This is a genomic window from Paraburkholderia sp. BL17N1 (assembly GCF_003634175.1).
Classification (GTDB): domain Bacteria; phylum Pseudomonadota; class Gammaproteobacteria; order Burkholderiales; family Burkholderiaceae; genus Paraburkholderia.
Window position 1 is genome coordinate 2,718,649 of the sequence record NZ_RBIW01000001.1, and the last position, 19,628, is coordinate 2,738,276.

Consider the following 19,628-nt stretch of genomic DNA (forward strand, 5'->3'; position numbering starts at 1 on the left):
GATGCTGTCAGGCTAATGTGCTTGCCCGGTCCACGAGCGCAACGCCCGTCAGCGGATCGGTGAATGTGACGTTCGCGCCGCGGCCGGCGATCCGCTCGCGGGCGACATGGTTCTTCAGGAGTTCGGTCATGGCGGTGCTCAGGCGGGAGTGAATTCGATGGCGCCTTGCGGCAGGAGATACAGCACCAGCGCCTCGCCGTTCGCCACCGTCGGACGATGCGCGGAGCCTGGCCCGTACACGCACCAGCCGGCCGGGTGAGCATCGAAGGTGGCGCCTGCGGTGAGCGGCATGATCAGATCGATCTCGCCGTTCGGGTGAACATGGTGCGGTCCCGCAATATCCTTCATATCGACGACGTCGACGGAAAAGCCGTGGGTCTCGGGCAGCGCCTTGAAGATGCGACCGTAACGAATGCCGCCGCCTTCGCGGTTGCACAGCCAGCCTTCGGCGACGCCGCTTTTGCATGCCTCTGCAAGCTCGCGGAACGCGTCGCCGCCGGCCGGGTAGGCCTCGTTCAGCCAGTCCGCCAGCTTATCGTCGAGCGGCCGGCCGGCGAGTTGCTCAGTGACGCCCGCGATCAGGCGCTGGAATTCATGTGGGGACATGCGAGCCTCCAGATCGGCGCCTCCGACCGGCACACGCACGTTAATGCATGCGAGTCGTCGCGCCATCTCCGTGACGCCGCCGAAAATCTCGACAGCGTTTGTTATTGGATCAATATTTGGCGAAAATTAACCGTTCACTCGGTGTCTGTCAAGCACTATAGTACATGTATCGCAGTTATGAGGCAGCAAAACATGAACCAAAATTACTCTCAGGCACCTCTTGACGACGCATCCGATGAGGAGGCGCCCCGTGCCGAACGGCCGCCGGAGCGCGGCGCCGAGCGCGATCCGTTTCTCACGGCGATGGGCGACCGCGTACGCCTGCTACGCGCGCGCCGCGGCATGACGCGCAAGACGCTGGCCACGGAAACCGGTCTGTCGGAGCGGCATCTGGCGAATCTGGAATCGGGCGTGGGCAATGCGTCGGTGCTGGTGCTTCGGCAGATCGCGGCTACCTTGAACTGCTCGCTGGCCGAGGTGATCGGCGACGAAACCACGGCTTCCGCCGAATGGCTGCTGATCCGCGAATTGCTCCAGGGACGCGATCAGGCGGCCTTGCAGCGCGCCCGCGTGGCGCTCGCCGAGATGTTCGCGCAGGCGCCGCGCGACCCGCATCGCAAGGACCGGATTGCGTTGATCGGCTTGCGCGGCGCCGGCAAATCGACGCTCGGGCGAATGCTGGCGCAGGAGCGCAAAGTGCCGTTCGTCGAACTCACGCGCGTGATCGAGCAACTGGCCGGCTGTCCGCCTTCGGAGATTCATTCGCTTTACGGCGCGGCCGCCTACCGGCGTTATGAACACCGTGCGCTGGAGGCCGTGATCCAGGAGCACGAGCGCGCGGTGATCGCGTCGCCGGGCGGACTCGTGTCGGAGTCTGGCACCTTCAATACGCTGCTGTCGCATTGCTATACGGTGTGGCTGCAGGCCGCGCCGGAAGAGCACATGCGCCGCGTCGTCGCGCAGGGCGATCTGCGGCCGATGTCGGGCAACAAGGAGGCGATGGATGACCTGAAGCGCATTCTGGCGGGGCGCTCCGAGTTGTACGGCCGCGCCGACATGACCTTCGACACCAGCGAAAAAACCTTGGCCGACGCCTACCTGCAACTGCGCGACCGCCTCGCCGCAAGACTCGCCGCGGAATCGCCCGACGAAGCGCATGCGAGCTAACCTGCGCTGCGGCGTCAGGGTTTACTAGCAAACATGCACTAAAGTGCTTTACATGGGTATGACGATGCACTATTGTTCAAAAAAACAAATTTGCATCGTCCAGTCAGGAGACGCCCCATGTCCACAGCAGAAACCGCCGTCGCGCCGGTCGACTACCGCACCGATCCCTCGCAGTACAAGCACTGGAAGCTGAGCTTCAACGGCCCCGTCGCGACGCTCGGCATCGACATCGCCGAGGACGGCGGCATTCGTGACGGCTACAAGCTGAAACTGAATTCGTACGACCTCGGCGTCGATATCGAATTGCACGACGCAATACAGCGCATCCGCTTCGAGCATCCTGAAGTGAAGACCGTGGTGCTGACGAGCCTGAAAGACCGCGTGTTCTGCTCGGGCGCCAACATTTTCATGCTGGGCCTCTCGACACACGCGTGGAAGGTCAACTTCTGCAAGTTCACCAACGAGACGCGCAACGGCCTGGAAGATTCGTCGCGCTATTCGGGTCTGAAGTTTCTGGCTGCCGTGAACGGCGCGTGCGCCGGCGGCGGTTATGAACTCGCTCTGGCCTGCGACGAAATCTATCTGGTGGACGACCGCTCGTCGTCGGTGTCGCTGCCGGAAGTACCGTTGCTCGGCGTGCTGCCGGGCACCGGCGGCCTGACGCGCGTCACCGACAAACGCAAGGTGCGGCACGACCGCGCCGACATTTTCTGCACGGTGGTCGAAGGCGTACGCGGCGAGCGAGCGAAAGCATGGCGTCTCGTGGATGAAGTCGTGAAGCCGAACCAGTTCGATCAGGCGATCCAGGCGCGCGCGCTCGAACTCGCCGAGCAAAGCGATCGTCCCGCCGACGCGCAAGGCGTTGTGCTCACGCGTATCGAACGCACGGACCGCGAAGACGGCCTCACTTATAGGACGCTCGACGTCACGATCGATCGTGCGAAACGTATCGCGACGTTCACCGCCAAGGCGCCGCGAGGCGAACCGCCCGCGAATATCGATGAGATCGTCGCAGCGGGCGTGAACTGGTGGCCGTTGCAATTCGCCCGCGAACTCGACGACGCGATCCTGTGCATGCGCACCAACGAACTGGCGGTCGGCACGTGGGTCTTCAGAACCGAAGGCGATGCCCGCAATCTGCTCGCCGCGGATGCCTCGCTCATGCAACACAAGGACCACTGGTTCGTGCGCGAGACCATCGGCCTATTACGTCGCACGCTTGCACGTATCGACGTTTCGTCGCGTTCGCTGTTCGCGCTGATCGAGCCGGGTTCGTGCTTTGCCGGCACGTTCGCGGAACTCGCGTTCGCTGCGGACCGCACGTATATGGCGGCGCTGCCGGGCAATGAAGAGGAAGAGCCGGCCATCACCCTTTCGGAAGTCAACTTCGGCCTCTATCCGATGGTCACGCATCAGTCGCGTCTCGGCCGGCGTTTCTATGAAGAAGACGAACCGCTCGACGCGGTGCGCTCCCTGATCGGTCAGCCGATCAAGCCGGTCGAAGCCGAGCGTCTCGGCCTCGTGACCGCATCGCCCGACGACATCGACTGGGCCGACGAAATTCGCATCGCGCTCGAAGAACGCGCCGCGATGTCGCCGGATGCATTGACCGGCCTCGAGGCGAATCTGCGCTTCAATGGTCCGGAAACGATGGAGACGCGCATTTTCGGGCGTCTTACCGCGTGGCAGAACTGGATTTTCAACCGGCCGAACGCAGTGGGCGAGAAGGGCGCGCTCAAGGTGTACGGCAAGGGTAGCAAGGCGCAATTCGACGTCTCGCGTGTTTGATACGCGCGGGGTACGCATTTGATGTGCGCGTGATGGGCGTCTGAAGACCATCGACACCAATTGCCCGATACCAGCCTCTCATCGTCACTGCAGTTTCCGAACCAGGAACCGACCATGTCAACGATCAACTACAGCGAAAAGATTCCGAACAACGTCAACCTCGCCGACGACCGGGCACTGCAGCGCGCGCTCGAACAATGGCAGCCGAATTTTCTGGCGTGGTGGGGCGACATGGGCCCGGAAGGCTCGCACGGCTACGACGTATATCTGCGTACCGCGGTGAGCGTCGACGCGGGCGGCTGGGCGCATTTCGATCACGTGAAGATGCCGGACTACCGCTGGGGCATTTTTCTCACGCCCGGCGAGCACGACCGCAAGATTCATTTCGGCGAACACAAGGGCGAAGCGGCCTGGCAGGACGTGCCCGGCGAACATCGCGCGAATCTGCGCCGTATCATCGTGACGCAGGGCGACACCGAACCGGCGTCGGTCGAGCAGCAGCGCCACCTTGGTTTGACGGCGCCCTCCATGTACGACTTGCGCAACCTGTTCCAGGTGAACGTGGAAGAAGGCCGTCACCTGTGGGCGATGGTATATCTGCTGCATCGCTACTTCGGCCGGGACGGCCGTGAGGAAGCCGAAGCATTGCTCGGCCGCCGTTCTGGCGACGACGACAATCCCCGCATTCTTGGCGCATTCAACGAGAAAACGCCCGACTGGCTCGCGTTTTTCATGTTCACCTACTTCACGGATCGCGACGGCAAGTTTCAGTTGTCGGCGCTTGCCGAGTCCGGCTTCGATCCGCTCGCGCGCACCACCAGGTTCATGCTGACCGAAGAAGCGCATCACATGTTCGTGGGTGAATCGGGTGTATCTCGCGTGATTCAGCGCACTGCCCAGGTCATGAACGAACTGGGCACGGACGATGTCGCGAAGCTTCGCGCGGCCGGCGTGATCGATCTGCCGACTATCCAGCGCTATCTGAACTTCCATTACTCGGTCACGATCGACCTGTTCGGCGCCGATCATTCGTCCAACGCGGCCACGTTCTATAGCTCGGGCCTCAAGGGTCGTTACGAAGAAAACAAGCGCGACGACGATCATCAGTTGAACGGCCAGAGCTACAAATTGCTCGACGTGCAGGACGGCAAACTGGTCGAGCGCGAAGTGCCGATGCTCAACGCGATGAACGAAGTGCTGCGCGACGACTACATCAAGGATTCGGTGGCGGGCGTGGGGCGCTGGAACAAGGTGCTCGAAAAAGCCGGCATCGATTTCCGCATGACGGTGCCGCACAAAGCGTTCAATCGGCAGATCGGGACGTTCGCGGGCACGCGCGTGTCGCCCGACGGCCGCGTGGTCAGCGAAACCGAATGGGCCGCCAACGAGACGAAATGGCTCGCCACGCCGGAAGACCGCGCTTACGTCGCGTCGTTGATGGGACGCGTCACGCAAGCCGGCAAGTTCGCCAATTGGATCGCGCCGCCCGCGATGGGCGTGAACCGTCAGCCGGTCGATTTCGAATACGTGCGCTTCAACTGAGCGCGCGAGCGGCGCTTGACGCGCGTGGCGCCAGTGCGCCGCATCTCAAGGTGGAGGAAGTCATGAACGGCCCAGTATCGATCGAAGTTCTCAGGCAGCATCTGATCGATCCGGAAATCTGCATTCGCTGCAATACGTGCGAAGAGACTTGCCCGGTCGATGCGATCACGCACGACGACAACAACTACGTGGTCAAGGCGGAGATCTGCAACGGCTGCATGGCATGCGTGCCGCCGTGTCCGACTGGCGCGATCGACAACTGGCGCACGGTGCTGAAGGCCGACGCATATCCCATCGAAGAACAGTTCACGTGGGACGTCCTGCCGGAACAGAACACGATGGCCGTGCCCGCCGCGGACAAGTCGCCGGGCGCGGGCGGGTCGGGTGATACGCCGGCGGAGGCGGACGGTATTGAAGTGGATACCGTGCGCGGTTCGGTCGTGCCGCCATGGTCCGCGGCGAAGCCGTACGTGAACCTCTACACGCACAAGGAGCCGACTAGCGCGACGGTGGTGGGCAACTACCGGCTCACGGACGGACCGACCGATAGCGACATTCATCATATCGTGCTGGATTTTGGATCGATGCCGTTTCCGGTGCTGGAAGGCCAGTCAATCGGTATTCTTCCACCCGGCGCGACCGCGGACGGCCGCACGCATCACGCGCGCCAGTATTCGATTGCGAGCCCGCGCGATGGTGAGCGGCCCGGTTACAACAACGTCTCGTTGACGGTCAAACGTGTTTCGCAGCAACACGGCGACTCGTTGGACGGCGTGTGTTCGAACTACCTGTGCGATCTGAAGAAGGGGGACGTGGTGAAGGTGATCGGCCCGTTCGGCGGCACGTTCCTGATGCCGAACCATCCGAACTCGCATCTGCTGATGATCTGCACCGGCACGGGCTCAGCGCCGATGCGCGCGATGACCGAGTATCGCCGCCGGCGTCGGCTGAAGGGCGCGACTGGGAAGTTGATGTTGTTCTTCGGCGCGCGGACCAAAGAAGAGTTGCCGTACTTCGGACCGCTCACGAATCTGCCGAAGGATTTCATCGATACGAATCTGGCGTTCTCGCGCACGCCGGGTCAACCGAAGCGCTATGTTCAGGACGCCATGCGCGAGCGCGCGGTCGATGTGGCGCAGATGCTCAAGGACGACAACACGCATATTTACGTGTGCGGGTTGAGGGGCATGGAGGATGGTGTGCTGCAGGCGCTCAAGGAGATTGGTGAGCAGCATCAGCTGGATTGGGAAGCGCTGTGGGTGAAGTTGAAGAAGGAGGGGAGGCTGCATCTGGAGACGTATTGAGCGGCTGGTGGCCGGTCATGCGTTCGGCGAAATCTTACGGAACTCGCCTCGAGTGATCGCTAAGCGGCCTCCCACTCGTCTTCGCTGATGGACGTGGTGGGATTGTCGTAACGCAAAAGCGTGCCACGCAGCACTTCGAGTGCGTGGCGTTCCACGCTGCGATAGGGCCGCACTTCCAGCACGCGTTTTCCGCAGTCTGTCACGATCACACTTTCGCCGGAAGATTCGACCTGCCGAAACAACTCGAGCACCCTGGCTTCGAATTCGGATTTTGATATCTGATTGGTGCGCATGATTTTCCTATAGTGGTTTGTGAATCGGATAGTGCTGTTCGAAGATTGAGGGCCTACGTGTCGCACTCCGCCGAATCCACCTTCCCCGGCGACACCGCCCCGCAAGCCCGAAGCACCAACTGCACCACTTCCTCCGTGGTCGCATCGAACGCTTTTTGCGTCAACGCGCGCTTGCCTTTAAGCGCGCGAATCTGAGCATCGAAGTCGGCATAATGCTGCGTCGTCGCCCAGATCATATACATCAGCGTCTGCGCATTCACCGGCGCGAGCAGCCCGCGCGCGATCCAATCGTCGATCACCTTCACGCGGCTGTCGAGCCACGGCTTCACGCGCCCCGTGAGAATGTCCTCCATATGCTCCGCGCCGTGAATGATCTCGCTCGCCCACACCTTCGAACCGAGCGGCCGGCGCCGCGACAGTTCCATTTTCGCGCGCACGTACCCGCCGATCGCTTCGACCGGGTCGTCGCTGCATTCGAACGTATCCGCCGCGCGGTGCCAGTCTTCGAACAGGTCTTCCAGCACGCGTCGATAGAGCGCGAGTTTTGTCGGGAAGTAGTAATGCACGTTGGCTTTTGGTAAGCCCGCGCGTTCCGCGATCATCGCGGTGCTCGTACCGTCCAGTCCGCGCTCGGCGAAAACCGCCTCGGCGCACGCCAGAAGATGCGCTTCATTCGACTCGCGAATGTGCGCCTTGCGCCGCCGCAAAGGTGCGCGTGTTTCCTCGCTTTCCGTGATGTCAGCCGCCACGTCGTCGTCTCTCATGTTCGCCTTCGGCGGCATGGGTGCCGCGTCGCGCTTCATTCTAGTCGTTTGGCGCGCTGCCCACACGCGCATTCATCGCGCGCGGCGCGGGCATGCTGCGATGCAATGGCACGCTTCTCGCTATGTTTCTCACCGCACGAAAGGTGTTGATTTGGCGAGTTTAATCAGCTACAACCTGTCCAACTGGACAGGATTGGAAGAGCGGCCGATACCCCAGGGTTTGCCCTCTGTATGAGAGGCGAGCGACGGCATCGAATCTGCACCGCCCCCGTGCGGGCACGCCCCAAAAGCCGCCGCCGATGCACCAGTTTCATGTCGGTTCACCGAAAGGAGCGAGACGAATGAACGCGGTATCCGAAGCGCTGAAGCACGCTGAACCCACCACGTCGATCAAGGTCGACGGCAAGCGGCTGTGGGACAGCCTGATGACAATGGCGAAGATCGGCGCAACGCCCAAAGGCGGCGTCTGCCGCCTGGCGCTCACCGACCTCGATAAGGAAGGCCGCGATCTGATCGTCAGTTGGGCGAAGGAAGCCGGCTGCACGGTCAGTGTGGACCAGATGGGCAATGTGTTCATGCGGCGCGCCGGGCGCAATCCCGCTGCGCTGCCGGTCATGACCGGTTCGCACGCCGACTCGCAGCCAACCGGCGGCCGCTTCGACGGCATCTACGGCGTGCTGGGCGGTCTCGAAGTGATTCGGAGTCTGAACGATCACGGCATCGAGACGGAACATCCGGTCGAAGTGGTGATCTGGACCAATGAGGAAGGCTCGCGTTTCGCGCCCGCGATGGTGGCATCGGGCGTGTTCGCCGGTGTGTTCACGCTCGAGTACGGTCTGTCGCGCAAGGATGTGGACGGCAAGACCATCGGCGACGAACTCGAGCGCATTGGTTATGCGGGCGATATTCCATGCGGCGGACGGCCGCTGCACGCGGCGTTCGAACTGCATATCGAACAGGGGCCTATTCTCGAAGCCGAACAGAAAACCATTGGCGTCGTGACCGACGCGCAAGGTCAGCGCTGGTACGAAATCACGCTGACGGGACAGGAGGCGCACGCCGGTCCGACGCCGATGCCGCGCCGTCGCGACGCGTTGCTCGGCGCCGCGCGCGTGGTCGATCTGGTCAATCGTATCGGTCTGGACAACGCGCCGTTCGGCTGCGCGACGGTCGGCATGATGCAGGTCTATCCGAACTCGCGCAATGTGATCCCGGGCCGCGTGTTCTTCACCGTCGATTTCCGTCATCCGGACGATGCCGTGCTCGCGAAAATGGATGCCGCCTTGCGCAAGGGCGTGGCCGACATCGCGAACGGTATCGGCCTCGAAACCGAACTCGAGCAGATTTTTTATTACGCGCCGGTCGCCTTCGACGAAGCTTGCGTGAAGTCCGTGCGCGCCGCTGCGGAACGCTTCGGTTATCCGCATCGCAACATGGTGTCCGGTGCGGGACATGATGCCTGCTATCTGTCGCAAGTCGCGCCGACTTCGATGGTGTTCGTGCCGTGCGTGGACGGGATCAGTCACAACGAGATCGAGGACGCCACTTTCGAATGGATCGAGGCCGGCGCCAACGTGTTGCTGCACGCCATGCTGGAACGTGCGTGCGAGCCGGTTTCATAACGCTTTAGCGGTTGCGGTCCTTACCACCTGTTTCATCCGCTGCACCGTAGTGCCCAAAAACATGCCGTCCCGGCTTCGCAGCGTGGCCGGCAGGAGCGGCTACGTCCTCACATCGAAGAAGGAACGAGTATGGCCATCAAGCAAACCGGCGACATTGCCGCTCAGCGGCTCTCGCCCGAGCAGCTCTCATGCGAGTTTTCCGACATCGCGCCCTTGCTCGACGCAAGCGCTGCCGCCGCGGCGGCGAGCCGCTGCCACTACTGTTACGACGCGCCGTGCGTGAACGCCTGCCCGACGCAGATCGACATTCCCAGCTTCATTCGCAAGATCAGTAACGGCAATCTGAAGGGCGCGGCCGTGGATATTCTGTCGGCCAACCCGCTGGGCGGCATGTGCTCGCGCGTCTGCCCGACGGAAATTCTGTGCGAAGGCGCCTGCGTGCGTAACCATCAGGATGCGAAGCCGGTGGCGATCGGCGCGCTGCAACGTCACGCCACGGATTGGGCGATGGCGCGCGGCGAAGTGCTTTTCAAGCGCGCGGCGGAAACCGGACGGCATGTCGCGGTGGTCGGCGCGGGTCCCGCGGGACTTGCTTGTGCGCATCGGCTCGCATTGGCCGGCCACAACGTGACGATCTACGACGCGCACGAAAAAGCCGGCGGCCTGAACGAATACGGTATCGCGGCCTATAAAACCGTCGATGACTTTGCACAGCGTGAAGTGGAGTGGCTGTGCTCGGTGGGCGGCATCGAGATCAAACACGGCGTCGCGCTCGGACGCGATGTCGACCTCGACACGCTGCGCAAGCAGCACGACGCCGTGTTTCTCGCGATCGGCCTCACCGGCGTGCGCGCGCTCGCCATGGACGGCGAAGACCTCGGCGGCGTGATGAACGCGGTGGACTTCATCGAGCAGGTACGCAGCGCGAGCGATCTCGGCACGGTGCCGGTGGGGCGCCGCGTGGTCGTGATCGGCGGCGGCAATACGGCGGTGGACGCTGCCGTGCAAAGCCGCAAGCTCGGGGCGACGTCGGTGACGATGGTTTACCGGCGCGGCGTCGAAGCGATGAGCGCGACCTGGGCCGAACGCGACTTTGCACAGACCAGCGGCGTCACGCTCGTCACGTATGCCACGCCGATGCGTTTGATCGGCGACGGCGGCGTGGTGACAAGTGTCGAGTTCGCGCGCACGTCGAAAGATGGTGGCGAGGAGCGCTTCGTGGTCGAAGCCGACATGGTGCTCAAGGCGATTGGCCAAACGCTGGTGCCGGTCGGCATCGAGCGTGAGTTGCTGACTTTGGACGGCAGCCGTATCGCGGTCGATGCGAATGGCCAGACCTCGCTCGCGAATGTGTGGGCCGGCGGCGATTGCGCGGCCACCGGCGGCATCGACCTCACGGTGCAGGCGGTGCAGGACGGCAAGATCGCCGCTGCCGCGATCGATGCGCAGTTCGCTCGTACCGCGGTGAAAGCCGCCTGAAGCGAATCGAGCCAAGCCGAACGAAGCGTCATACCAGACAAAAACAGCAGTCCCCAAGGAGCCGAACATGGCCGATCTGCGCTGTACGATTGCCGGCATTACTTCGCCGAATCCTTTCTGGCTCGCCTCCGCGCCGCCGACCGACAAAGCCTATAACGTGAACCGCGCCTTCGAGGCGGGCTGGGGCGGCGTGGTGTGGAAGACGCTCGGCCTCGACCCGCATGTGGTGAACGTCAGCTCGCGCTATGGCGCGGTGCAATGGAACGGCCAGCGCATGGCGGGCCTGAACAACATCGAACTGATCACCGACCGTCCGCTCGACGTCAATCTGAAGGAAATCGCGCAAGTCAAACGCGACTGGCCGGACCGCGCGATGATCGTCTCGCTGATGGTGCCGTGCAACGAGCGCGACTGGAAGTGGATTCTGCCGCTCGTCGAAGACACCGGCGCGGACGCGGTCGAACTGAATTTCGGCTGCCCGCACGGCATGAGCGAGCGCGGCATGGGCGCGGCGGTCGGCCAGGTGCCCGAGTATGTCGAGATGGTCACGCGCTGGGTCAAGGAAGGCACCAGGCTGCCGTGCCTCGTCAAGCTCACGCCGAACATCAGCGACATTCGCACGGGTTCGCGCGCGGCCTACAAGGGCGGCGCGGATGGTGTGTCGCTGATCAACACGATCAACTCGATCGTCGCGGTCGATCTGGACGCGATGTCGCCGTTGCCGATGGTTGATGGCAAGGGCACGCACGGCGGCTACTGCGGCCCGGCCGTGAAGCCGATCGCGTTGAACATGGTCGCGGAAATCGCGCGCGATGTGGAAACGCCGAATCTGCCGATCTCCGGCATCGGCGGGATTTCGACATGGCGCGACGCCGCGGAATTCATGGTGCTCGGCGCGGGCAGCGTGCAGGTCTGCACGGCGGCCATGCACTACGGATTCCGTATCGTTTCCGACCTGATCGACGGCCTCTCCAACTGGATGGACGAAAAAGGCTACGCGACACTCGACGATATTCGCGGCCGCGCCGTCCAGAACGTCACCGACTGGAAGTACCTGAACCTCAAATACGATATCAAGGCGCGCATCGACCAGGACAAGTGCATCCAGTGCGGCTTGTGCCATATCGCCTGCGAAGACACGGCTCACCAGGCGATCATGAAAGAAAAAGATGGCGTCCGGCATTTTGAAGTGATGGACTCCGAATGTGTGGGCTGCAATCTGTGCATGCACGTGTGTCCGGTCGAACAGTGCATCTCGATGGAACGCGTGGACAACGGCGAGTATGCGAACTGGACTACGCATCCGAACAATCCGGCGCGCGTGGACGCAGGGCTGAGCGCATCGGCGGACGCGGCTGAAACCGGCGAGCCGGCGCACGCGGCAAAAGCCGCCTGAAAACAGAGCACGGTTGAAGGGAACCGAAACAAACGCAGCGCTAGTACTGAACCTGTCATTCCCCAAAAGGCTCGACGCGCCGACAGAAGCCGCGCGGGTCTCAACGATCGAGTGGAGAGCTCTAGATGAAGCAGACAGCGCAACCCGCCGACCCGCAGTTCGCGGCCGGCGTGCAGGGCAGCAGTCTTTACAACGACGACCTCGCGCCGACCGGCGTCGCGCAGCGCACGTGGAAGTGGTATCACTTCGCCGCGCTGTGGGTGGGCATGGTGATGAACATCGCGTCGTACATGCTGGCCGCCGGCTTGACGGAAGAGGGCATGTCGCCGTGGCAAGCGGTGGCGACCGTGCTGCTCGGCAACCTGATCGTACTGGTGCCGATGCTCCTGATCGGCCACGCGGGCGCGAAGCACGGCATTCCGTACGCGGTGCTGGTGCGCTCCTCGTTCGGCACGCAGGGCGCCAAACTGCCGGCAATGCTGCGCGCCATTGTGGCATGCGGCTGGTACGGGATTCAGACGTGGCTCGGCGGCAGCGCGATCTATACGCTGCTGAACATTCTCACCGGCAACGCGCTGCACGGCGCGGCCTTGCCGTTTCTCGACATCTCGCTCGCGCAACTGGCGTGCTTCCTGGTGTTCTGGGCGCTGCAGATCTACTTCATCGTGCACGGCACGGATTCGATCCGCTGGCTCGAAAGCTGGTCCGCGCCGATCAAGATCGTGATGTGCATTGCACTGGTGTGGTGGGCGACATCGAAAGCGGGCGGTCTCGGGTCGATGCTGTCGGCGCCGTCGCAATTCGTGGCGGGCGGCAAGAAAGAAGGCCTCTTCTGGGCCACGTTCTGGCCCGGCCTCACGGCCATGGTCGGCTTCTGGGCCACGCTCGCGCTCAATATCCCCGACTTCACGCGCTTTGCCAGAACGCAGCGCGATCAGATCATCGGCCAGTCGGTCGGCTTGCCGGTGCCGATGGCCTTGCTCTCGGTGATCTCGGTGGTTGTTACGTCGGCGACGGTGGTGATCTACGGCAAGGCGATCTGGGATCCGATCGATCTGACGAGCCGCATGACCGGCATCGGCGTGGGCGTCGCGCTGATCATCCTGACGCTCGACACCATGTGCTGCAATCTCGCGGCAAATCTCGTCGGCCCGGCTTACGATTTTTCGAGCCTGTGGCCCAAGGGCATTTCGTATCGCGTGGGCGGCATGATCACCGCGACCATCGCGATCGTGATGATGCCTTGGAAGATTCTCGCCACCACGCAGGGTTATATCTTTACGTGGCTCGTCGGCTACTCGGCGCTGCTCGGTCCGGTGGCGGGTATTCTGATGGTCGACTATTTCCTGATCCGCGGTACACGGCTCGACACGCGTGAGTTGTTCGACGAACACGGCGAATACAGCTACACCGGTGGCTGGAATATCGGCGCGGTCGTCGCGCTCGTGATCGGCGTGCTGCCGAATCTGCCGGGCTTCTTGCATACCGCGTTTCCGGCCTCGTTCCCGAACGTGCCGGCGATCTTCAATACGCTTTATACGTACGCGTGGTTTGTCGGACTCGCGTTGGCGTCGATCGTATATAGCGCGTGGATGAAGTTGAGCAAAGGACCGAGTGCGCGCGTGGCGAGCGCATAAAGCCGGCCCACGAGTGCCAGCGATTACGTAGCACCGAAACCAGCAGTTCATAAGGAGGCGGCAACATGACGACCCTGATTCGCGGCGGCACGATTATCGACGCGGAGAACACGTATCGTGCGGACGTGTTGTGTGCGGACCCGCAGGACGGCGGCACGATCCTGCAGATCGGAGCGGACCTGGAGGCGCCCGCCGGCGCCGCGATCGTCGATGCGGGCGGGCAGTACGTGATGCCCGGCGGCATCGACCCGCACACGCATATGGAATTGCCGTTCATGGGCACCACGGCGAGCGACGACTTCTACACGGGCACGGCGGCGGGTTTATCGGGCGGCACCACGAGCATCATCGACTTCGTGATTCCGAGCCCGAAGCAGCCGCTGATGGACGCGTTCAAGGAGTGGCGCGGCTGGGCCGAGAAGGCGTCGGCGGACTACGGCTTTCACGTCGCGGTGACATGGTGGGACGATTCGGTCTATCGCGACATGGGCACGCTGGTGCATGAACACGGCGTGTCGAGCTTCAAGCACTTCATGGCTTACAAAAACGCCATCATGGCCGACGACGAAGTGCTGGTGAACAGCTTCTCGCGCTCGCTCGAACTCGGCGCGCTGCCGACCGTGCATGCGGAAAATGGCGAGCTGGTGTTTCAATTGCAACGTCAGTTGCTGGCGAAAGGCTTTACCGGTCCGGAGGCGCATCCGTTGTCGCGGCCGCCGGAAGTGGAGGGCGAGGCCGCCAATCGCGCGATCCGGATCGCGCAGGTGCTGGGGGTGCCGGTGTATATCGTGCACGTGTCCTCGAAAGACGCGGTCGATGCGATCGCCCGCGCCCGCAGCGAAGGTCTGCGCGTGTTCGGTGAGGTATTGCCGGGCCATCTGGTGATCGACGAAGCGGTGTATCGCGATCCCGACTGGACCCGCGCGGCGGCCCATGTGATGAGCCCGCCGTTCCGCTCGGCCGAGCATCGCGAGGCATTGTGGCGGGGTTTGCAAGCCGGGCAGCTGCACACCACGGCAACCGATCACTGCGTATTTTGCGCGTCGCAGAAAGCCATGGGCCGCGACGACTTCACGAAGATCCCGAACGGCTGCGGCGGTGTGGAAGACCGCATGGCAGTGCTCTGGCATCACGGCGTGAACTCGGGGCGTCTCACGCCGAACGAGTTCGTGCGCATTACGTCGACCAATGCCGCGCAGATCTTCAACCTGTATCCGCGCAAGGGCGCGGTGCGGGTCGGTGCGGATGCGGACCTCGTGGTGTGGGACCCGAACGCGAGCAAAACGATTTCGGTGAAGACGCATCATCAGAAGGTCGACTTCAACGTGTTCGAAGGCATGACGGTGCAAGGCGTGGCGATGCACACGCTCACCCGTGGCGCGCTCGCCTGGACCGACGGCGAGTTGCGGGCGGAGCGCGGCGCCGGCCGCTATCTGAAACGTCCGCCGAACGGCGCCTACTTCGACGCGATCCGCGTCGCCAACAAGCGCAAGGAACCGCATCCGGTGGAGCGGTAAGCTATTCGCAATCCGCCAGCGGGCGGCGCCGCATTCAAACGCGGCGCCGCTCTTTTTTATGCCGCGCGTTCGCCGCGGCCGCACCGCTCTCGCGTTTTCCCCGATGGCGCGCAACATAGGTTCCGTGTTGCGATGCATCCCGCGTCTGTCCTATCTGCTGTAGAGTTGGAATCCGCGTCATACCAGAGGCCTTGGCTGTTCGCTTAGCACGCAAGCGCATATCGATCGAAAACCTGATCCTTTGTAAAAACGCAGACCGTTTGCTACAGTCCGCCCACTCTGCAAGGCGCATGCGCCGGCGGGGACTGTCCAACACAAGACTCAGCCACCCACGTGGCACATTTGACGGAGCCGCCTGATGAAATCGATTCGTTCCATTCTGCTGATCGCGTTGTTCCAGGCCGTGGCCGTGACTTCCGCATTCGCCGCCGATGAACTCGCGCAGATCAAATCCGCCGGCGTGTTCAAGATCGGCACCGAAGGCACCTATGCGCCGTTCACGTACCACGACGAATCGGGCAAGCTGACCGGCTTCGACGTCGAGATCGGCACGGAGATCGCGAAGCGTCTCGGCGTCAAGCCGCAATTCGTCGAAGGCAAATGGGACGGTCTGATTGCCGGCCTCGATGTGAACCGTTACGACGCGGTGATCAACGAAGTGGCCGTGACCGATGCGCGCAAGGCTAAATACGATTTCTCCGATCCGTACATCACGTCGCACGCGGCGCTGATCGTGGCGTCGAACAACACCACGATCAAGAACTTCGACGACCTGAAGGGCAAGAAGTCGGCCAATACGCTGACCAGCAACTTCGGCAAGATCGCGGCCGCGCACGGCGCGGAAGTGATCCCCGTGCAGGGCTTCAATGAGTCGATCGATCTGCTGACCTCGGGCCGTGTCGATGCCACCGTCAACGACTCGCTGTCGTTCCTCGACTTCAAGAAGCACAAGCCGGATGCGAAAGTGAAGATCGCCGCGCTCGATACCTCGCCCGACAGCAGCGACAAGTCCGCAGTACTGATTCGCAAAGGCAGCCCGGAATTGCAGGCGGCGATCAACAAGGCGCTCGCCGACATGAAGAAAGACGGCACCTACGCGAAGATCTCGCAGAAGTATTTCGGCAAAGACGTCTCCCAGTAAACGCCTTCCGCGAGTCTGAATCATGCCGGCATGGTTGCATCTGATGGCGCAGTCGCTGTGGCCCCTGCTGTATGCGGGGCTCGTGTTTACCGTGCCGCTCACGCTGATCTCGTTCGCGATCGGGCTCGCGCTGGCGTTTCTCGTCGCGCTGGTCCGCTTGTTCGGACCGAAGTGGGCCGTCGCGATCGTGCGCTTCTACGTGTGGCTGTTTCGCGGCTCGCCGTTGCTCGTGCAACTGTTCGTGATCTTCTACGGCTTGCCGAACGTGGGCATCGTGCTCGATCCGTTGACGGCGGCGATCATCGGCTTTTCGCTGAATGTCGGCGCGTACAACTCCGAAGTGATACGCGGCGTGATCGAGTCGATTCCGAAGGGGCAGTGGGAAGCGGCGTATTCGATGGGGATGACCCGCGAACAGGCCTTGCGTCGCGCGATCCTGCCGCAAGCTGCGCGCGTTGCGTTGCCGCCGTTGTCCAATTCGTTTATCGCGCTGGTGAAGGACACTTCGCTCGCCGCGGTGCTGACCGTGCCCGAGGTGTTTCAGGCGGCGCAACGTATCGCTTCGGTGACTTATGAGCCGTTGATTCTGTACACGGAAGCGGCACTGGTTTATCTGGTGTTCAGTTCGGTGTTGTCGTCGGCGCAAGTCAGGCTCGAACGCAAATTCGGGCGCCACGCACTTTTCCAGGCAGGCAACTGATGATCCGGCTGGAAAAAATCGACAAGTATTTCGGCGGCCTGCGGGTGCTCAACTCGGTCGATCTTCAACTCGCCTCGGGTAATGTCACCGCGTTGATCGGTCCATCGGGCAGCGGCAAGAGCACGCTGTTGCGTTGCGTGAATCTGCTCGAGATTCCAGAGTCCGGGGCTCTCGAACTCGGCGACCAGCGGCTGGAATTCAGCCGCGACCAGCGACCTTCTCGCGAAGCGGTGCTGACGATTCGCCGCCGCACCGGCATGGTGTTCCAGAACTTTCAGCTGTTTCCGCATCTGACGGTGCGGCAGAACGTGATGGAAGGCTTGGTGACCGTGCTGAAGTGGGACAAGGACAAAGCGCGCGCTCGCGCGGACGAGTTGCTGGAGAAGGTCGGCATCGCGCAGAAGGCGGACGCATGGCCTTCCACGCTGTCGGGCGGTCAGCAGCAGCGCGTGGCGATTGCGCGGGCGTTGGCGCCGTCGCCGGAAGTGCTGTTATGCGATGAGCCGACCTCGGCGCTCGATCCCGGCCTCGCGGCGGAAGTGGTGGAAGTGCTCAAGCAGCTCGCCACCGAAGGCATGACCATGCTGATGGCCACGCACGACTTGCGCCTCGCCGCGACGATCGCGCGGGACGTGGTGTTTCTGAATAACGGCGTGGTGGTGGAGGCCGGGCCGTCGCGCGAGATTTTCATGCAGCCGCGCGCGCCGGAAACGGAGCGTTTCGTCTCGACGTTGACGCATAGTTTGCCGGATGAATGGACTGAATCGGGCGGAGCCGGACGGCGGTAACGCGGCAGGGCAGGCATGCGGCAGGCGCAAGCCGCAGCGGCATGACTGTGCGATGCACCAGCATCGCGACGCACCAAGACAGCAGCCCAAACAACAGGGGGCGTCGGAACGCCCCCTTCTAACAACACCGCTACGCAGTCGCAGCCACGCTCATCGAACCTTAAACGCCCACGCTCTCCACGGCATCGTTCATCGCGGCGTTAAAGAAGCTTTCCTGCGCCCGCGTATTGACACGAGCATAAGCGCGATTCACCCCGCTGATCACCGCGCGAATCGACGCCGTCACCAGGTTGGCGTCGATGCCGACGCCGAACGCGCTGCCGGTCACATCGGCGCCGGCCATTTCAGCGACGGCCACCGCGCGGGCATCCGCGCCTTGCGTCAACGCGCGTTCTTCATAGTGCTGAATCCGCACCGGCACACCGATCGCGTGCATCAGCGCGTCGAGCGGGCCATTGCCTTCGCCGGTCAGCACGCGCCGCGTGCCGTGGATATCGACCGTCAGTTTGATGCGCTCGCGTCCTTCGCGCTCGGACAGGCTATGGCCCACGTAATGAATCGGCGCGGTGTTCTGCACATATTCCTGCTGGAACAATTCCCAGATCTGCGCGGACGTGACTTCCTGGCCGCTGTCGTCGGTGAAGCGCTGCACGGCCGAGCTGAAGTCCACCTGCAGGCGGCGCGGCAGCACGACTCCGTAGCCCTGTTCGAGCAGATACGCGATGCCGCCCTTGCCCGACTGGCTGTTCACGCGAATCACCGAATCATAAGTGCGGCCGAGATCGGCCGGATCGATCGGCATGTAGGGTACTTCCCAGACCGCGTCCGGCTTCTGCACCGCGAAACCCTTCTTGATCGCGTCCTGATGTGAGCCCGAGAAGGCCGTGAACACCAGATCGCCGACATACGGGTGACGCGGATGGATCGGCAACTGCGTGCATTCTTCCGCGGTACGCGCGACTTCGTTGATGTTCGAGAAGTCGAGGCCCGGATCGACGCCCTGCGTGTACAGGTTCAATGCGAGCGTGACGAGGTCCACGTTGCCGGTGCGCTCGCCGTTGCCGAACAAGCAGCCTTCGATACGATCCGCGCCGGCCATCACGGCGAGTTCTGCAGCGGCCACGGCGGTGCCGCGATCGTTATGCGGATGCACGGAGATGATCAACGAATCGCGGCGCGCGAGATTGCGGTGCATCCACTCGATCTGGTCCGCGTAGATGTTCGGCGTGGACATTTCGACGGTGGCCGGCAAGTTGACGATGGCCTTGTGTTCCGGCGTCGGTTGCCAGACATCGAACACGGCGTCGCAGACTTCCTTGGCGAATTCGATTTCCGTGCCGCTGAACACTTCCGGGCTGTACTGGAACGTGAACTGCGTTTCCGGCATGGTGGCGGCGATGCGCTTCATCGTGCGCGCAGCGTTTTGCGCCAGTTCCTTCACGCCGCTCTTGTCCAGATTGAAGACGATCTTGCGGAATTCCGGCGCGGTCGCGTTGTACAGGTGGACGATGGCGCGCGGCACGCCACGCAAGGATTCGAAGGTGCGCTCGATCAGGTCGTCGCGCGCTTGCGTCAAGACCTCGATGGTGACGTCGTCGGGGATATGGCCGCCTTCGATCAGTTCACGCACGAAATTGAAGTCGGTCTGCGAAGCGGACGGAAACGCGACTTCGATTTCCTTGAAGCCGATCTGCACCAACGTCTTGAACATGCGCATCTTGCGCTGCGCGTCCATCGGCTCGAACAGCGACTGATTGCCGTCGCGCAGGTCGGTGCTCATCCAGATCGGCGGGTGCGTGATGGTGCGCGACGGCCACTGGCGATCCGTCAAGGTGACGGGTTTGAACGAGCGGTATTTGGTAGCGGGGTTCTTCAACATTTTCA

At 62.7% G+C, this 19,628-nt stretch carries 17 protein-coding genes; 12 read left to right on the forward strand and 5 right to left on the reverse strand.

Features of this window, described 5'->3' with window-relative positions; all coding sequences use genetic code 11:
* Positions 1–7: 7 nt before the first annotated feature.
* Entirely contained in the window at positions 8–130 is a 123-nt protein-coding gene (locus B0G82_RS41060) for a hypothetical protein (protein WP_277872792.1), read from the reverse strand.
* An 8-nt stretch (positions 131–138) separates the two neighbouring features.
* A complete protein-coding gene (locus tag B0G82_RS12310; RefSeq protein ID WP_121308670.1) occupies positions 139–606 on the reverse strand; it encodes a DUF4863 family protein in 468 nt (155 codons plus the stop codon).
* A gap of 192 nt (positions 607–798) precedes the next feature.
* Between B0G82_RS12310 and B0G82_RS12315 the strand changes: the two genes are divergently transcribed.
* The 4 genes from B0G82_RS12315 to boxA all read left to right on the forward strand — a co-directional run bounded on the left by B0G82_RS12315 (position 799) and on the right by boxA (position 6,407).
* Positions 799–1,773 (forward strand): helix-turn-helix transcriptional regulator, encoded by a 975-nt coding sequence (locus B0G82_RS12315; RefSeq protein ID WP_121307524.1) that lies wholly within the window; start codon positions 799–801, stop codon positions 1,771–1,773.
* 117 nt (positions 1,774–1,890) lie between these two features.
* Positions 1,891–3,561 carry a 2,3-epoxybenzoyl-CoA dihydrolase gene (boxC, locus tag B0G82_RS12320; protein ID WP_121307525.1) on the forward strand — a complete coding sequence of 557 codons (1,671 nt, stop codon included), beginning with the start codon at positions 1,891–1,893 and terminating at the stop codon, positions 3,559–3,561.
* Between the two features lie 114 nt (positions 3,562–3,675).
* Positions 3,676–5,103 (forward strand): benzoyl-CoA 2,3-epoxidase subunit BoxB, encoded by a 1,428-nt coding sequence (gene boxB, locus B0G82_RS12325; RefSeq protein ID WP_121307526.1) that lies wholly within the window; start codon positions 3,676–3,678, stop codon positions 5,101–5,103.
* A 62-nt stretch (positions 5,104–5,165) separates the two neighbouring features.
* Complete coding sequence (gene boxA, locus B0G82_RS12330) at positions 5,166–6,407, forward strand: benzoyl-CoA 2,3-epoxidase subunit BoxA (RefSeq protein ID WP_121307527.1); 1,242 nt, start codon at positions 5,166–5,168, stop codon at positions 6,405–6,407.
* Between the two features lie 59 nt (positions 6,408–6,466).
* On the opposite strand, the gene B0G82_RS12335 is transcribed toward boxA, so the two are convergent.
* Both B0G82_RS12335 and B0G82_RS12340 read right to left on the reverse strand, forming a co-directional pair.
* Positions 6,467–6,700: a type II toxin-antitoxin system Phd/YefM family antitoxin gene (locus tag B0G82_RS12335; RefSeq protein ID WP_121307528.1), complete on the reverse strand. Its 234-nt coding sequence runs from the start codon at positions 6,698–6,700 to the stop codon at positions 6,467–6,469.
* Between the two features lie 53 nt (positions 6,701–6,753).
* Positions 6,754–7,503, reverse strand: coding sequence for a TetR/AcrR family transcriptional regulator (locus B0G82_RS12340; RefSeq protein WP_181916709.1), 750 nt, complete (start codon positions 7,501–7,503; stop codon positions 6,754–6,756).
* Between the two features lie 302 nt (positions 7,504–7,805).
* On the opposite strand from B0G82_RS12340, the gene B0G82_RS12345 reads away from it, so the two are divergent.
* From B0G82_RS12345 to B0G82_RS12380, 8 genes are all read left to right on the forward strand, one after another.
* Positions 7,806–9,086, forward strand: coding sequence for a Zn-dependent hydrolase (locus B0G82_RS12345; RefSeq protein ID WP_116139992.1), 1,281 nt, complete (start codon positions 7,806–7,808; stop codon positions 9,084–9,086).
* 129 nt (positions 9,087–9,215) lie between these two features.
* Complete coding sequence (locus tag B0G82_RS12350) at positions 9,216–10,565, forward strand: NAD(P)-dependent oxidoreductase (protein ID WP_121307529.1); 1,350 nt, start codon at positions 9,216–9,218, stop codon at positions 10,563–10,565.
* 67 nt (positions 10,566–10,632) lie between these two features.
* Positions 10,633–11,961 carry an NAD-dependent dihydropyrimidine dehydrogenase subunit PreA gene (gene preA, locus B0G82_RS12355; protein WP_121307530.1) on the forward strand — a complete coding sequence of 443 codons (1,329 nt, stop codon included), beginning with the start codon at positions 10,633–10,635 and terminating at the stop codon, positions 11,959–11,961.
* A gap of 125 nt (positions 11,962–12,086) precedes the next feature.
* Positions 12,087–13,598 carry an NCS1 family nucleobase:cation symporter-1 gene (locus B0G82_RS12360; protein ID WP_116139998.1) on the forward strand — a complete coding sequence of 504 codons (1,512 nt, stop codon included), beginning with the start codon at positions 12,087–12,089 and terminating at the stop codon, positions 13,596–13,598.
* Positions 13,599–13,663: 65 nt separating this feature from the next.
* Complete coding sequence (gene hydA / locus B0G82_RS12365) at positions 13,664–15,115, forward strand: dihydropyrimidinase (RefSeq protein WP_116117772.1); 1,452 nt, start codon at positions 13,664–13,666, stop codon at positions 15,113–15,115.
* A 358-nt stretch (positions 15,116–15,473) separates the two neighbouring features.
* The gene (locus B0G82_RS12370) at positions 15,474–16,256 is read left to right on the forward strand and encodes an amino acid ABC transporter substrate-binding protein (RefSeq protein ID WP_116117771.1); all 783 of its coding nucleotides are present in this window, start codon (positions 15,474–15,476) and stop codon (positions 16,254–16,256) included.
* A 22-nt stretch (positions 16,257–16,278) separates the two neighbouring features.
* Positions 16,279–16,956, forward strand: coding sequence for an amino acid ABC transporter permease (locus B0G82_RS12375; protein WP_012433671.1), 678 nt, complete (start codon positions 16,279–16,281; stop codon positions 16,954–16,956).
* Positions 16,956–17,744, forward strand: coding sequence for an amino acid ABC transporter ATP-binding protein (locus tag B0G82_RS12380; protein WP_116140004.1), 789 nt, complete (start codon positions 16,956–16,958; stop codon positions 17,742–17,744). Before B0G82_RS12375 ends, B0G82_RS12380 begins: the two co-directional genes overlap by 1 nt.
* A 160-nt stretch (positions 17,745–17,904) precedes the next feature.
* Here B0G82_RS12380 and leuA read toward each other — a convergent pair whose 3' ends face one another.
* On the reverse strand, positions 17,905–19,623 hold the full coding sequence (leuA, locus tag B0G82_RS12385; RefSeq protein WP_116140006.1) for a 2-isopropylmalate synthase: 1,719 nt from the start codon (positions 19,621–19,623) through the stop codon (positions 17,905–17,907).
* Positions 19,624–19,628 lie beyond the last annotated feature (5 nt).